The 14,815-nt window shown below is 63.8% G+C and carries 16 protein-coding genes; 13 read left to right on the forward strand and 3 right to left on the reverse strand.

Annotated elements, in window-relative coordinates:
• Nucleotides 1-139, forward strand: a 139-nt coding sequence (locus U1703_RS16275) for an integrase core domain-containing protein (RefSeq protein ID WP_332786570.1), incomplete at its 5' end; no start/stop codon positions are given.
• A 100-nt stretch (nt 140-239) separates the two neighbouring features.
• Here the strand turns inward: U1703_RS16275 and U1703_RS16280 are convergent.
• Complete coding sequence (locus U1703_RS16280) at nt 240-881, reverse strand: TetR/AcrR family transcriptional regulator (RefSeq protein ID WP_320453704.1); 642 nt, start codon at nt 879-881, stop codon at nt 240-242.
• A gap of 163 nt (nt 882-1,044) precedes the next feature.
• On the opposite strand from U1703_RS16280, the gene U1703_RS16285 reads away from it, so the two are divergent.
• From U1703_RS16285 to U1703_RS16340, 12 genes are all read left to right on the forward strand, one after another.
• On the forward strand, nt 1,045-2,226 hold the full coding sequence (locus tag U1703_RS16285; protein ID WP_332786530.1) for an amine dehydrogenase large subunit: 1,182 nt from the start codon (nt 1,045-1,047) through the stop codon (nt 2,224-2,226).
• Nucleotides 2,223-2,711 carry a MauE/DoxX family redox-associated membrane protein gene (locus tag U1703_RS16290; RefSeq protein ID WP_332786531.1) on the forward strand — a complete coding sequence of 163 codons (489 nt, stop codon included), beginning with the start codon at nt 2,223-2,225 and terminating at the stop codon, nt 2,709-2,711. Before U1703_RS16285 ends, U1703_RS16290 begins: the two co-directional genes overlap by 4 nt.
• Nucleotides 2,711-3,298 carry a redoxin family protein gene (locus U1703_RS16295; RefSeq protein WP_332786532.1) on the forward strand — a complete coding sequence of 196 codons (588 nt, stop codon included), beginning with the start codon at nt 2,711-2,713 and terminating at the stop codon, nt 3,296-3,298. The genes U1703_RS16290 and U1703_RS16295 overlap by 1 nt, the downstream gene beginning before the upstream one ends.
• A 3-nt stretch (nt 3,299-3,301) precedes the next feature.
• Nucleotides 3,302-3,850: a methylamine dehydrogenase light chain gene (locus U1703_RS16300; protein WP_332786533.1), complete on the forward strand. Its 549-nt coding sequence runs from the start codon at nt 3,302-3,304 to the stop codon at nt 3,848-3,850.
• Between the two features lie 20 nt (nt 3,851-3,870).
• The gene (locus tag U1703_RS16305; RefSeq protein ID WP_332786534.1) at nt 3,871-4,296 is read left to right on the forward strand and encodes a c-type cytochrome; all 426 of its coding nucleotides are present in this window, start codon (nt 3,871-3,873) and stop codon (nt 4,294-4,296) included.
• On the forward strand, nt 4,293-4,772 hold the full coding sequence (locus U1703_RS16310) for a cytochrome C (protein ID WP_332786535.1): 480 nt from the start codon (nt 4,293-4,295) through the stop codon (nt 4,770-4,772). Before U1703_RS16305 ends, U1703_RS16310 begins: the two co-directional genes overlap by 4 nt.
• A 204-nt stretch (nt 4,773-4,976) precedes the next feature.
• Entirely contained in the window at nt 4,977-7,037 is a 2,061-nt protein-coding gene (locus tag U1703_RS16315; RefSeq protein WP_332786536.1) for a TonB-dependent receptor, read from the forward strand.
• 39 nt (nt 7,038-7,076) lie between these two features.
• Nucleotides 7,077-8,480 carry an aldehyde dehydrogenase family protein gene (locus tag U1703_RS16320; protein ID WP_332786537.1) on the forward strand — a complete coding sequence of 468 codons (1,404 nt, stop codon included), beginning with the start codon at nt 7,077-7,079 and terminating at the stop codon, nt 8,478-8,480.
• Nucleotides 8,477-10,159 (forward strand): AMP-binding protein, encoded by a 1,683-nt coding sequence (locus U1703_RS16325; RefSeq protein ID WP_332786538.1) that lies wholly within the window; start codon nt 8,477-8,479, stop codon nt 10,157-10,159. Before U1703_RS16320 ends, U1703_RS16325 begins: the two co-directional genes overlap by 4 nt.
• Nucleotides 10,160-10,538: 379 nt before the next feature.
• Complete coding sequence (locus U1703_RS16330) at nt 10,539-11,327, forward strand: response regulator (RefSeq protein WP_332786539.1); 789 nt, start codon at nt 10,539-10,541, stop codon at nt 11,325-11,327.
• A complete protein-coding gene (locus U1703_RS16335; protein ID WP_332786540.1) occupies nt 11,311-12,660 on the forward strand; it encodes an ATP-binding protein in 1,350 nt (449 codons plus the stop codon). The genes U1703_RS16330 and U1703_RS16335 overlap by 17 nt, the downstream gene beginning before the upstream one ends.
• Before the next feature lie 89 nt (nt 12,661-12,749).
• On the forward strand, nt 12,750-13,673 hold the full coding sequence (locus U1703_RS16340) for an intradiol ring-cleavage dioxygenase (RefSeq protein WP_332786541.1): 924 nt from the start codon (nt 12,750-12,752) through the stop codon (nt 13,671-13,673).
• 130 nt (nt 13,674-13,803) lie between these two features.
• On the opposite strand, the gene U1703_RS16345 is transcribed toward U1703_RS16340, so the two are convergent.
• Nucleotides 13,804-14,421 carry a cellulase family glycosylhydrolase gene (locus U1703_RS16345; RefSeq protein WP_332786542.1) on the reverse strand — a complete coding sequence of 206 codons (618 nt, stop codon included), beginning with the start codon at nt 14,419-14,421 and terminating at the stop codon, nt 13,804-13,806.
• Between the two features lie 51 nt (nt 14,422-14,472).
• Entirely contained in the window at nt 14,473-14,814 is a 342-nt protein-coding gene (locus tag U1703_RS16350; protein ID WP_332786543.1) for a glycoside hydrolase family 5 protein, read from the reverse strand.
• Between the last annotated feature and the right edge of the window lies 1 nt (nt 14,815).

Genomic DNA, 14,815 nt, shown 5'->3' on the forward strand with positions numbered 1-14,815 from the left:
GATCGAGGCCTGGCGTCGAGACTATAACGAGAGACGTCCTCACACGGCGCTTGGCTGGCTGACGCCAGCCGAATATGCTGCATCCGCCGGGGTTAACCCCGGCGGATGCAGTCCGGAAGCTCGCATCACAGCCGGATAAAAAATCGGGGGACCGTCAGCAGTCGCCGGATTCTACCTTCGTCCACTTCAGTCCAAATACAAGTTGACCGTAGCCTATTCTAAAGGTGGACCCAAAACAATCATCCCCGTTTGAAGTTGCGGACAAGGCCGGTGAATGCCTGCACCGATACTTCGGTCAGACAGGCCATTCGTGACGCGAACGGCTTCTCATGGCCTACGAAGATCGTTGCTCCTTCCATCGCGGACGAAATGAACAGCGTGAGCGCTTCTTGCTCGTCAGATGACAAGTCGGGGCGGAGCTCGTTGATTATCTCGAACAGTGGCTTGCGCGCTCTTCTGTAAAGTTCGTGCAACCGCTCGAGCACGAACGGGTCGTGGTTCGTCAGGGCCCACAGCTCGGGGAACAATCGCGTCGTTTTCTTGGTGCCGATGTCGTCCAGTATGAGCAGACAATATTGCCTCAACCTGGCTTCCGGCTCGAGATCCGGACGCCGCACGACGGCGTCGAATGCGATCTCGTAGCTGGTGATGACCGCATCGAGCAGCTCGCGCACCAAGTCCTCGCGCGTTCGATAATGATAGGTGAGATTGCCGAATTTCATCCCGCAGATGAGCGCGACTCGGCGCATGGACATCGCGCGATAGCCCTCGTCGATGAGGATCGACAGCGCCGCGCGCAATATGATCTCTCGTGTCTCGCGGCCCTTGGAATAGCCACCATCGCGCTCCGGAACGACAAAGTCGGCGACGACCGCGTGCACTGTATCTGACTGTTTCAAGGCAATTACTTCCCCAGCAGAAACCCTAACATAACAGCATTCCGAAAATAGGTCACTTGGCATATTTAGGTCAATTGACAAGATTGATCCCTCCCCGTCATTATTTCACCAATGCCGAGCAATCGGCGGATTGAGGGGGGACTCAATGAAAGTGTTCGTCCGTCTGTTGGCGACAGCGATTGGCTTCGCAACGCTTCCGGTCCATGCCGTGGTGCAAGCCCAATCCTTTCCAAGGCCGCTGCCCGAGGAATCCATCCCAAGCGTTACGCCGCTGCCGGCGCAATGGCCGAAAAGCTGGGTTCTCATCAACGATCTGCACTTCAACTCACTCGTCGACGGGCGCGTGGTCGTTGTCGATACCGCCTCGGCCGACCAACCGCTGAAAGGGATCATCCGCGCGGCGCAGTTTGCCAACATGCTGATCTCCAAGAAGCGCGGCGAGATCCTCACAAGCGAAACCTTTTATTCTCGACTGACGCGTGGCGACCGCACCGATGCGATCACCGTCTGGAACATGGCCGATCTCCAGCCGAAGGGTGAGATCGTGCTGCCGTCCGGCAAGCGCCAGCAGTCGGTGACCTATCCGAACCTGTTCCAGTTCACCAACAACGACAAGTGGGCGCTCGTCGCCAACTTCACGCCGGCCCAGTCGGTCAGCGTTGTCGACCTCGACGGTCGCAAGGTGCTGAACGAGATCGACCTGCCGGGATGTTCCCAGATCTATCCGACCGGCGAGCGCGGCTTTTCCAGCCTGTGCGCCGACGGTTCGATCTTCTCGGCGACGCTGGACGATCAAGGCAAGGTCGCGACCTCCAAGACCATCAAGGCGGTGCAGGACATCGACCGCCAGCCGCTGTTCAGCGCGCCGGCGATGGTCGGCAAAACGGCGTGGTTCGTCAGCCTGTACGGCATGCTGCAGGGCTTCGATCTGTCCGGGCCGGTAGCGCGACCAATTCCCGGCGCGTTCAGCGTCGGCACGGCGCCGGGCGGCGCACCCGAATGGCGCCCCGGCGGATGGCAAGTCATCAACGCTGACGGAGGCGGGCGGCTCTACGTCCTGATGAATCCCGCCGGCAAGGAAGGAAGTCACAAGGACGGCGGCACCGAGGTGTGGGTGATCGACCCCGCAACGAAGTCACGGGTCGCGCGCTATCCGCTCAAGGGTCAGTCGATCGCCATCGCCATCACCCGTGAGGAGCGGCCGCATATGGTGCTGTCGCGCACCGATGGCGTGATCGACATCTATGATGCGGCCGATGGTAGTTTCGTGCGCACGCTCGGCGCGACGGTGGCGTTCAACCCGATCGTCATCACCCCGGTGCAATGATGGCGCCGCTCACCCTGTTCATTGCGCTGGTTCTGGCCATCTCCGCTGCGCACAAGGCCCATTCTCCGGCGCGGCTGAGCAAGGCCGCCGCGCGACTGGCGGGCGTTTCCCCGCCGATCGGGCAATTGCTGCTGGTGCTGGCCGGTGCAATCGAGGCGGTCGCCGCCCTGTGCCTGACGATCCCCGGTACGGGGCCGGTCGGTGCCGCGATAGCCGCTGCCGTGTGGACCACGTACGCGATGGCGCTGTGGCGTCGGCGAGGAGAAGTGCTCGATTGCGGCTGCGACCTGGTAAACCGGCCGCGGGCAGTCGATGCGGGACAGATACTTCGGGCCGCGCTGATGGCGACGATCGCTCTGACCGTTGTGGCTTGGCCCTCTCCGCCGTCGCTGGAAGCTCTGATCCCCGCGCTCGGCCTGCTCGCGCTGTACGTCGGCGCGTCTGAAATCCTTGCCATTCCCCGTCCCGCCTGGAGGAAAGCCTGATGCTATCGCAATTGCTGTTGTGGACGGCGGTGATCGTCGAAGGGCTGCTGATCGCCGCGCTCGCGCGCCAAGTCGGCATCCTGCACGAACGGATCGCCCCCGCCGGCGCGCTGACGCTTCACCAGAAGGTGGATGTGGGCGACGTGGCGACACCGATGACCGTCGTCACCACGGATGGCCAACCGCTGGAGGTGGGTGGCCGGCGCGATGGGCGGAGCCAGCTTCTGTTCTTCGCATCGCCCGACTGTCCGGTGTGCAAATCGCTGCTGCCGGTCGTGCGCTCGGCAGCGCGCGCCGAACGCAGTTGGCTCGACGTCGTGATCGCCGGTGACGGTGCGAAGGCGGGTTATATGCGGCTGGCGAAGGACCACGGGCTGACCGATCTGCCGCTGGTCCTGTCCGAAGCGCTAGGCCGGGCATTCGGCGTCGCCAAGCTCCCTTACGCCGTCTTGCTGGACGAACAGGGTCGCGTCGCCTCGCTCGGCCTGGTCAACAATCGCGAGCATCTCGAAAGCCTGTTCGTCGCCAAGGAGCATGGCGTCGCGTCGATCCAGGACTTTCTTTCCCGCCGCCAGAAGGAGGCCTGATCGATGGCCGGTTTCGACAAGATTACCGAAGGCCTCACCCGCTCCATCGCACGCGGCACCTCGCGTCGCAGCCTGCTGGCGACACTGGGTGCGGGCATCACGGGAGCCGGCCTTCTGCCGGTCCTGCCCGTCGCGCGAGCATCGACCCATCCGGGCGGGGCCGCACGCCCGCCGGTCACGTCCGGCCTGGCGCAGGATCCCGGTGACCGGACGAGTTGCGACTATTGGCGTTATTGTGCCATCGACGGGTTCCTGTGCACCTGCTGCGGCGGATCGGTGAACGTCTGTCCGCCGGGAACCGAGATGTCGCCGATCACCTGGATCGGCACCTGCACCAATCCCGCCGACAATCGCGCCTATGTCATCAGCTACAATGATTGCTGCGGCGTAACGTCATGCGGTCAGTGCCTGTGCAATCGCAATGAGGGCGATCGGCCGCAAGTCCGCACCCAGTCAAACAACGACTACAACTGGTGCCTGGGTACGGAAAGCAGCGTCTATAACTGCTCGACCGCCATCGTGGTCGGCGTCGCGCTGGAGCAACCGAAGTGAGGGCGCGGGCGCTGGCAATCTTGGCGCTGCTGCCCGCCACCGCTGTCGCGGCTCAGGATGGTAAAACTATCTTCAATCGCTGCGCTGCCTGTCACACCGCCACGGGGGCGGGCGTCCCGGGTGCCTATCCGCCGCTGCGCGGCGAGGTCCGTGCATTAGCGGCAAAGCCGGCCGGACGGCGCTATCTGGTACTCGCGGTCGTAAAGGGGCTTTCCGGACCGTTGACGGTCGAAGGCAAGACGTACCGCAACTTCATGCCGGCACAGGGCGGGCTGGACAATGCGGCGGTGGCAGCGGTGCTCAACCATGTCGGCACCGCCATCGCGACGTCCGGACCGCCCTTCAAGCCGTTCACCCCCGCCGAGGTCGCCGGCTACAAGGCCGGAGCGGGTTCGATGACCGGGGCAGATGTCGCCAAGCTGCACGGCGCGATAACCGGCAAGTGACATTTCGCTGGGCCTTGCTGCTTCCAGGCTTCACCGCAGCATTGGTCGGAGCGGCGGGTCTGGCCCGTCAATCGGGACCGATGCGTGGAGTAGCGGATGCGGCACAGGCGCGTGTCGACTACCAGCTAAAGTGCCAAGGTTGCCACCGCATCGATGGTGGCGGCGACGATCGAAGCAACCCACCGATGCGAGATATGGTGGCCCGTTTCCTGACCGTGCCCGGCGGGCGGGAGTTTCTCGCCCGGGTGCCCGGCGTCGCCACCGTCGACCTCGACGATCAACGTCTCGCCAACCTCGTCAACTGGACGATCTACACATTTGATCCGCAGCACGTTCCCAAAGACTTCCGGCCTTACACGTCGGCGGAACTTGGGCGGCTGCGACAAAACCCTCTCCTCCTCGAACGCGCCGAAACGAGAGCGCGTCTGGTGGCGGGGCTCACACTCGCAGGAAGACATGGGGACATCATGAAATAGGGGGATTCTATAGTGGAGATGTATCTGCTTTCCCGAGCCGGCACGGTCGCGCTCGCTGCTTCCATGGCACTCGCGGCGTCACCGATATCCGCGCAAACGGCATCGGCACCGGATGCCACCGCTTCCGGAACCGCCGAGACGGATCCATCCCCGTCAGGCGAAATCATCGTCACGGCGTCCAAGCGATACGAAAGCCTGCAGTCGGTGCCGATCTCGATTTCTGCCATCGGCGGCGACACCCTGGCGAAATCGCACACGACGCGGATAGATGACCTCACCAGCAAGGTCGCCAATCTCCAGATGACCGGCATCGTCGGCGACAATACGCCGATCTTCAGCCTGCGCGGCGTCTCGATGTCGGATTACAGCCTTAACCAGTCCAGCCCGGTCGCGACCTATTATGACGAGGTCTACAAGGGCAATTTCGCATTCCTCGGTGTCGCGATGTACGATCTGGAGCGGATCGAGGTGCTGCGCGGGCCACAGGGTACGCTGTACGGCAAGAACACCACCGGCGGCGCGGTCAATATCATCAGCCACAGTGCGACACTGGGGGAGAATAGCGGCTACCTCAACCTCGGCTATGGCAACTACAACCGCGTGGACGCGAACGGCGCGATCAACCTCGCTCTGGGCGCCAACGCCGCGCTACGGGTTGCCGGCACCTATTCCCGTGCCGATGGCTGGTTCAGAAATGTGCTTCCCGGCTTTCCCGACCTCAATTCGACGCGGGAGTTCGCCTTTCGCGGCACCTTGCGATGGGATCCGAGCGACAGGCTGAAGCTGGTGCTCCGCGGTTCGGTCAGCCAGCAGACGCCGCAGAATTACGGCATCTACGCCCAAAATGCGGACCAGTCGCGCATTGGCGGGCTCAACCGATATCAGATCGCCTCCGACGTCGCGGTCCGTCGCATCGCGCGCACGCAAGCGGTGTCGCTAACCGCCATTTACGAGCTGACCGATACGCTAGCGCTGACCAGCATCACGTCTTACGATCACGGCACCCTCTTCTTCACCGAGGATACCGACGGCCAAGCGAGCAAGACGCTCGAAATACCCTATGGGGATCGTGCCAACCAGTTCGCGCAGGATCTGCGGCTGACCAGCAGCAACGCAGGCCCCTTCGATTTCATTCTCGGGCTTTATTACAACCGCGAGAAGGTGTTCAACAGCACGTCCTTCAACATATTCAACGATGTCGATCTGACCGGCGACGGCAGGGTCAACTCGGCCGATTGCGCGGCCGGAGTCGCCGCGGCGAATTTCGTCGCCTGCCAGGTGAGAAACCGTTTTGACCAGCTGAAGAAGAGCTTTGCGGCCTATACCGACCTCAAGTTCAGCGTCTCCGACGCCGTGACGTTGCGCGGCGGGCTTCGCTATACGCATGATACCGGCCGGCAGACCGGCTTCCGCTCCGATGCCTATGGCGTCGACGACGTTCTAGTGGCGAACCTGATCCCGCTCACCTCGACCGCGTTTGCCACCGACAATCTCTCAGGCAAGATCGGCCTCGACTATAAGCTGGCCGATGGCAATCTCCTCTATGCCAGCGTCAATCGCGGCTATCGCGCGCCGAGCTTTAATGCGCAGGCCTTTTTCCAGCCGAGCGAAGTGTCGGTGGCCAAGGACGAACGGATCACCGCTTACGAAGTCGGTGCCAAGACACGCCTGTTCGGCCGCCGCGCAACGCTCAATCTCGCGGCCTTTTACTACGACTATCGCAACCAGCAATTCATCAACGTCGATCCGGCGACCGCCGCGCAGAGGCTGCTCAACATTCCAAGGTCGCGCATCTTCGGCGGTGAAGCCGAATTCAATGCGCGCATCGTTGACGGTTTCCAGCTCCGCGCTGGCCTTGGCCTGCTTTCGACCAAGATCATCGACGGCAGCGTCAGCGGCAGGAACGTCGACGGCAACAAGCTGGCGAACGCGCCGTCCCTCACTTTCAATCTCGGGCCGGACGTCACGCTGGCGCGTGGCGACTTCGGGACGATCAGCGTTCACCCCTCGGTCTCGTATCAGTCGAGCCAGTTCTTCGAGGTCATCAATCAGCCGATCCTTAGGCAGAAAGGCTACGCGCTACTCGATGCCCATCTCGATTACGAAAACGCCAACGGAAAATTCTCCGCGTCGGTATGGACGAAGAACGCGGCGCAGCAATTCTACTTCACGTCGCGCGTCGACCTGCTGGCGGGCTTCGGATTCATCTACAATCACATCGGCAATCCGCGCACCTATGGTGTGACGCTGGGCTATAAGTTTTAACTAAAATATAATTTTCTATTGGAGAGGATGGAGATGGTCATGGTGGATTGCCAAATGCTGATCGGCGGCAAATTGGTCGATGCGGCGAAGCGTCTGGACGTCGTCAACCCCGCGACGGGCCAGACGTTCGCCACCGTGCCGCACGCCAGCGTCGCCGACGCCGATGCCGCGATCGCCGCAGCCCGCGCTGCGCAGCCGGCTTGGGCAGCGCGTCCGCTGGCGGAGCGCCGTGCCGCGCTCGTCGCGCTCGCCGATGCGATCGCGTCGCATGGTGACGAACTCAGCCGGCTGTTGACGATGGAACAGGGCAAGCCGCTGGCCGAGGCGAAGGGTGAGGTCGCGTGGACCGAGGGCTATCTGCGTCATTACGCGACGCTGGAGCTGCCCGACCGGATCATCCAGGACGATGCGAGCGGCTATATCGCCGTCCGGCACCAGCCGCTCGGGGTCGTCGTCGGGATCATCGCCTGGAACTTCCCGTTGCTGGTGGCGTGCTGGAAGATCGGCCCCGCCGTGCTGGCCGGAAACGCCATCGTCCTCAAACCGGCGCCGACCACACCCGTGACGGCACTCCGGCTGGGCGAGATCGCGAAGGACATCTTCCCTGCCGGTATCGTCAACATCATCACCGACGACAATGATCTGGGACCACATCTGACCGCCCATCCCGATGTGGCCAAGGTCGGTTTCACCGGCTCGACCGCCACCGGCAAGCGGATCGCGGCCAGCAGCGCTGAGACGCTCAAGCGCCTCACGCTGGAACTCGGCGGCAACGACGCGGCGATCGTGCTGGCGGATGTCGATGTCCGCGAGACGGCGCGTGGCATCTTCGACAGCGCCTTCCTCAACTGCGGCCAGGTCTGCCTCGCGGTGAAGCGGGCCTATGTCCATGCCGACATCTACGATGCGATGTGCGCCGAGCTGGTGCGGCTCGCACAAGAGGCGGTGGTCGGCGACGGACTGGAACAGGGGGCGACCATCGGCCCGATCCAGAACCGGGCCCAGTTCGAGAAAGTGAAGGGTTTCCTCGACGCGGCCCGTGGCGAAGGCACGATCGTCGCCGGCGGCAACGCCATGGAACGCGCCGGCTATTTCATCGAGCCGACGATCGTCCGCGACGTGACCGATGGCGCCAGGATCGTCGATGAGGAGCAGTTCGGTCCGATCCTGCCCGTCATACGCTTCGACGATGTCGACGACGTGATCGCGCGCGTCAACGCCTCCGACTACGGCCTCGGCGGATCGGTGTGGAGCGGCGACATCGATCGCGCGACGGCCATCGCCGGCCGGATCGCCGCGGGGCAGGTATGGGTGAACCAACATATCGCGATCGGCCCGCACATCCCGATGGCGGGCTTCAAGCAGTCGGGTCTCGGTGCGGAGCAATCGGTCGAGGGGCTGGCGGAGTACACGCAACTCCAGGTCGTGAACGTCAAGCGATGAGCGGCCTGTCGATCGCGTGCGGTCCGACCGACACGCCGCTGCTGGAGATCACCATCGGCGACGCTCTGCGCGACGCGGCGAACCGGTGGGGTGACCGGCTGGCGCTGGTTTCGCGCCATCAGGCGATCCGCTGGACATGGGCCGCGTTCGACGCCGAGGTCGATCGTATCGCGTCCGGCCTGCTCGCGAGGGACGTCAAGGCGGGCGACCGGGTCGGGATCTGGGCCCCCAATTGCGCCGAATGGGCAGTCATCCAGTTCGCCACGGCCCGGATCGGCGCGATCCTGGTGAACATCAACCCGGCGTATCGAATCAGCGAGGTCGAATATGCGCTGAACAAGGTCGGCTGCTCGGTGCTGGTCACTGCGGCGCGCTTCAAAAGCAGCGACTATCTTGCGATGCTACGGGAACTGGGGCCGACCAAGCTGCCGGATCTGCGGCTGATCGTCACGCTTGGCGATGAGCCGCATGACGGCTTCATGCCGTGGGCCGATCTTGGCGTCACGACAAATCAAAAGGCCCTCGCGGTGGCGGCGGCGGGGCTGGATGCCGACGATGCGATCAACATCCAGTTCACTAGCGGTACGACCGGCCTGCCCAAGGGCGCGACACTTACGCACCGCAACATCCTCAACAACGGCTATTTCACCGCCCGCACGCTGCGCCTGACGCCGGATGACCGGATCGCTGTGCCAGTGCCACTCTATCACTGCTTCGGGATGGTGCTCGCCAATCTCGCGGCGGTCACGAGCGGCGCGGCCCTGATCTATCCCGGGGAGAGCTTCGATTCCGGTGAGGTTCTGAAGGCTGTAGCGGCAGAGCGCTGCACCACGCTGTACGGCGTGCCGACGATGTTCATCAACATCCTCAACCACCCCGATCGCGCGACCACCGATACCACGTCGTTACGCACCGGCATCCTCGCTGGCGCACCCTGTCCGCTCCCCACCATGCGGGAAGTGATGGAGCGCCTCAACATGCGCGAGGTCACGATCGGCTACGGAATGACCGAGACCAGCCCGCTCACCACCCAGACCGCCACCGACGACCCGATCGAGGAGCGAGTGGGATCGGTCGGTCGCGTGCACCCCCATGCGCAGGCCAAGATCGTCGGTCCCGACGGTGCAAGTCTCCCTTATGGACAACAGGGCGAATATTGCTCGCGCGGCTATGCGGTGATGCGCGGCTATTGGAACGATCCGGAACGGACCGCCGAGGCGATCGATGCCGACGGCTGGATGCACTCAGGCGACCTGGCGACGATGGATGCGCGCGGCTATGTCCGCATCACCGGCCGCATCAAGGACATGATTATCCGCGGCGGGGAGAACATCTATCCCCGCGAGATCGAGGAGTTCCTGCTCGGGCATGTCGCGATCGCCGATGCACAGGTGTTCGGCGTGACCGATGCGATCTATGGCGAGGCTGTCTGCGCCTGGATCATCCCGCGCCCCGGCGTTCCACTCACACCGGAGGACGTGGTCGCATATTGCACGGGGCAGATCGCCCACTACAAATTGCCGCGCCACATCCGGATCGTCGACGGCTTCGCGATGACGGTGACCGGCAAGGCCCAAAAGTTCGCAATGCGCCGTATCATGGAAGCGGAACTTCAGACGACAGCTGACGTCGCGTCTGCCACTCCAGCGCCATCTGTGTCGCAAGGAAGCGGCGGATGAAACAGTCATCGCCTCTTCGTGGGGGCGGCAGCCGCGATTTCGCCTCATGATCTTTCCGGTCGATACGGGCGGATCGGCGATCGATGCCACGTGACGTGAACAGACGCAGCATCGGCGGCTACCTCAAACCTGAACGAATGTCGGATGTTAGGAAGCGTGGGAGGGGCTGCAAATTATTGCTTATAGGTCTGCAGACGGGAAGGGCAGCGTTCGCCATGCAGCACCTTGCCGGGGGCTCGCCGGAACCCGCCACAAATAGCGATACAACGACATGCTGGCGGGCAAGAGCCGCCAGTGTCGCCCTTTGGTCACACGGGCTCCCGTTTTGCCGATGTTGCAGCTCCGCAATGCGAGCGATACACCGGCGAGGCATATCGTTATGATGCAGACCACCGCGCTTTCTGGACCGATCGAGACCGTGGACCTCGAAACCCGTCTTCTTATCGTCGACGACGATCCCGGCATCCGCGAGCTGACCGCGGCATTTCTTGTCGACCACGGCTATGTCGTCGACGTCGCCGAGGATGCCGCAGCGATGCGTGCGGCACTGGTGCAGCAGGCTTATGCGCTGATCGTTCTCGACGTGATGATGCCGGGCGAGGACGGGCTGTCTGTCCTGCGCAGCCTGGATCGCCCGACCGCGCCGCCCGTAATCATCCTGTCGGTGATCGGCGAAGAGGTCGACCGTATCGTCGGGCTGGAGATGGGGGCCGACGATTACATCGCCAAGCCCGCCAACCCGCGTGAGCTGCTTGCCCGCATCCGTTCGGTCCTGCGCCGTAACCAGCCACGGCCGGAGACGATCGCTTCGGCCCCCGTGGCAGCTTCGGCATCGTGGGTGCGCCCGTATCTGCGCTTCGCCGGCTGGCGGCTGGATCCGCTGGGACGACAGTTGTTCGACCCGGACGACGTCATCATCAACCTGTCCGACGGCGAGTTTCGCTTGCTGATCGTCCTGGTCGAGCATGCCCGTCGCGTCCTGACGCGCGACTTCCTGCTCGACCAGTCGCGCGGGGCCAATGCCGAGCATTTCGACCGCGCGATCGACGTGCAGATCAGCCGTCTGCGCCGCAAGCTGCAACGATCCGATGGACGCGGCGGCGACGATCTCGTCCGCACCGTGCGCAACGAAGGCTATATGTTCACGGCCGATGTCGAGCGTCGCTGACCGGCGAGGCGACCGACGGGGCGCGTCGATCGCACGGCCGATCTTCCTGCTGGTCATCGTCTCCGTCCTGTTGGCGACGGCGATTTCGTTCGTGGTCACCTTTTCAGGGCCGCCGCCCTTCGATTTCCCCCGCAGCCTGCGGTCGATCGCGATGACGCTGAAAGGGAAGGGGCCGCCGCCTTTCGGTCATGGCGCCCCGCCGCCCGGTGCGGGGCAGGCGTTCGATGACCATGGTCCCGGACCGGGGGCGTTGCGGCGTCGACAGGAACCATCCGCGCCCATGGCTCGTAGCGGGGAGGTCGCCGATCCCACGGCACGACGTCGTCTCGCGGCGGAGTTGGGCGTGTCGCCCGCCGATATCCTGGCCTTTACCGAAACCGCGGGCAAAACCGAGCGTGATGCCTTTGTCGGCAGCTACACCTTCGCCTGGCACGAGGGGGCCGGGTGGTGGGTCGTGCGTAGTGATGTCCCGCCATATCTGACGCGCTGGCATGTTCGCACTCTGCTGTCGATGCTCGCGGCGATCCTGCTGCTATCCCTGCCGGCATGGAGCATCGCCCGGGCCTTGACCCGCCCCTTGCGGCTTCTCGCCGCCGCCGCCGATCAAGCGGGCACCGGTGCCGCATTGCCCGCGTTGCCGGATGGCAGTCGCGAGGTGCGCGATCTGGCTCGTGCGGTGACCACGATGCATGCCCGTCTCGCCCATCATGCCGAGGCGCGGACGGCGATGCTGGCGGGGATCGCGCATGACCTGGGTACGCCGCTTTCGCGTCTCGCCTTTCGCGTCGAGCAATTGCCCGAAGGCGCGCGCGAGCGTGCCGCCGCCGATATCGACGAGATGCGCGCGATGATCGCCGCCACGCTCGCCTTTACCCGTGACGATGCGGTCCAGACAGAGGCGAGCCGCCTTGATCTTGCCAGCCTGCTCGACAGTCTGGTTCAGGACATGGCCGATGCCGGCCAGCCTGTGACGCTGATGCCCGGCCCGCGTGCGATCGTGCGCGGGGATTCGGCGGCTTTGCGACGACTCTTTTCCAACCTGATCGAGAATGCGGTCCGCTACGGCGAGTGCGCGAGGGTTGGCTGGGAAATGGAGGACGGAAATGTCAACGTGTGGGTGGTGGACGACGGCCCGGGCATCGATCCGGCGCAGGCGGAACGGCTATTCCAGCCCTTCGTGCGCGGCGATCCTTCGCGCAACCGCGCGACCGGTGGCACCGGGCTGGGACTCGCCATCGCCCGGTCGATCGCGACGCGGCATGGCGGCGCGGCGACGCTGGAAAATGGCACCGGTGGGGCGGTGGCCCGCGTCGTGCTCCCGCTGGCGGGCTGACACACGCTGCAACATTATCGCGGCGACCTGACATAACCGGGCAACCCGGCACGCCGACATCCTCTCTCCGTTCAATGGAGTATGAGAGCATGTCCGGCCGCCATCATGACCACGCCCACAGTCTCGCCGACGATCTGAAGGTCATGGAGACGATGATGGCGCGTCGTCGCGCCCTGAAGTGGTTTGCCGGCGCGGGCACCGCCGCAATGGTTGCGGGTTGTGGTGGCAGCGATGCGGCCTCGGGTAGTGTCGCGGTCGTCAGCAGCGCCAACACCAGCGCCACGCCGACGCCCACACCCACACCCACACCGACCGCGACCGCGACACCCACGCCGACCGCCAGCAGCACGACCATGACGTGCATCGCCGACCCGGCCGAAACCGCCGGTCCCTATCCCGGCGATGGCACCAACACCGCTTCGGGAGCGACGTCCAATGTCCTCAACGTGAGCGGCGTCGTGCGCAGCGACATCCGACCGAGCTTCATTTCGACCACCACGGTCGCGACCGGCGTGCTGGTCAAGATCATGCTGACCCTGGTCGACGTCAACGCTACCTGCGCACCGCTTGCCGGGTATGCGGTCTATCTGTGGCAATGCGACCGCCAGGGGCTCTACTCGCTTTATACCGCCCCGGCGGAAAGCTATCTGCGCGGTGTCCAGGTTACCGATGCCAATGGCCAAGTCACCTTCACCACCATCTTCCCCGGCTGTTACGAGGGGCGGTGGCCGCATATGCATTTCGAGGTCTTCTCCAGCCTCTCCAATGCGCTGAGCGGTCGCTATGCGGTCCTGACGTCGCAGATGGCGATGCCGAGCGCCATCTGCTCGACCGTCTATGCCGACGCCACCACCTATCCGTCGAGCGCCAGCAAGTTTGCGCGCATCACCTTGTCGAGCGACGGCATCTTCGGCGACAACACCGCTGCGCAGGTCGCCCAGCAGAGACCGACGTTCAGCGGGAGCGTCGCGGCGGGCTATACCGCGACCGCGCTGATCGGTATCGCTCGCTAGGGTACTGTCAAACTACCAGAATTTGGTCCGTTTGACCTTCGGGCTCTGAGGGCATCTCGAGCTCCATTGGTATAAGCGAGAACGCACAATAACTTGGAAAACCTTTATCCTGTCGGTGCCCAACTGCGTATCAGGTTCTGCCTGAGATGCGCGACGAGGCCGCGATACAGTTTGACCCGGCCTTGGCGATTGAACAAGGCCGTCGCGACGATCGACGTACGCTGGCAGGGTGCCGGACCATCAACTGCCGGCCATAAGGCGACTTCCATTGCCCAAAACGCCCCCCGGACGTGATGTCGTAGCTGTTGGCCTCGCGACAATCGCCATTGGGTACCAGCCCCCAGGACCAGGCCAGCCAGCCGATCTGAGCCTTTTGCAACGCGGTCATCGCCCATCGATAGGGAGAAGGCTTGCAATCCCAGCCGGTCCCGGTCGGCCCCTCGCCAAGCAAGAAGGGGATATCGTCTCGCGTCACCTTCGCAATGATGGCGCGATACGGGGCCTTTCGTTCCTCCTCCGTCCCCACCCAATAACTGTGCGCCGAGACCATGATCGCATGGCGTGGATCGGCGCGCTGGAAGACGGGCCAACTGTCGAGCAGCATCGCATACTCCTTGCCCCAGTCGGTCCCGTCGATAATCAGCGGCGTGTCCACCCCTGCGGCACGGATACGCATGATCGCGTCCAGATAGCCCGCGATGAAGCGATCGCGGGGTACGGTTTCGCCCGCCTCATTGGCGATGTTCACCAGCGTCCAGCGGCGGTTCCTGCGCAAGACGGCAACGATATCAGGCCGGGTTCAATAGTCGACGCAGACGCCCAGTCTGTCCCATTTTCCCGTCGCCGCATGACATTCGACGATCGGGATAAGCCCGTTCGCCACCGCATGGGCCAGGATCGCGTCGAGCCTTTCCGCCGGATAGTCGGGCAGGGTGAAGATGCGGACGGCATTGGCGCCGGTGCGGGCGATTTCGGGCATGATGCGCATGCCGGTGGGATCGGTCGAAATCGAGAACATCTCGTTGACGCCACGCAGGACCACCCGTTCCCCCGCTGCGGTGTAGAGGAAGCGACCGCGGATCGTCATCGTCCCGTCATTCGGCGGTAGAGGGGCGGCGGCGACCAGAATGGTGGTCAACACG

The organism is Sphingomonas flavida (genome assembly GCF_036663655.1).
In the GTDB taxonomy this organism is placed as follows: domain Bacteria; phylum Pseudomonadota; class Alphaproteobacteria; order Sphingomonadales; family Sphingomonadaceae; genus Sphingomonas.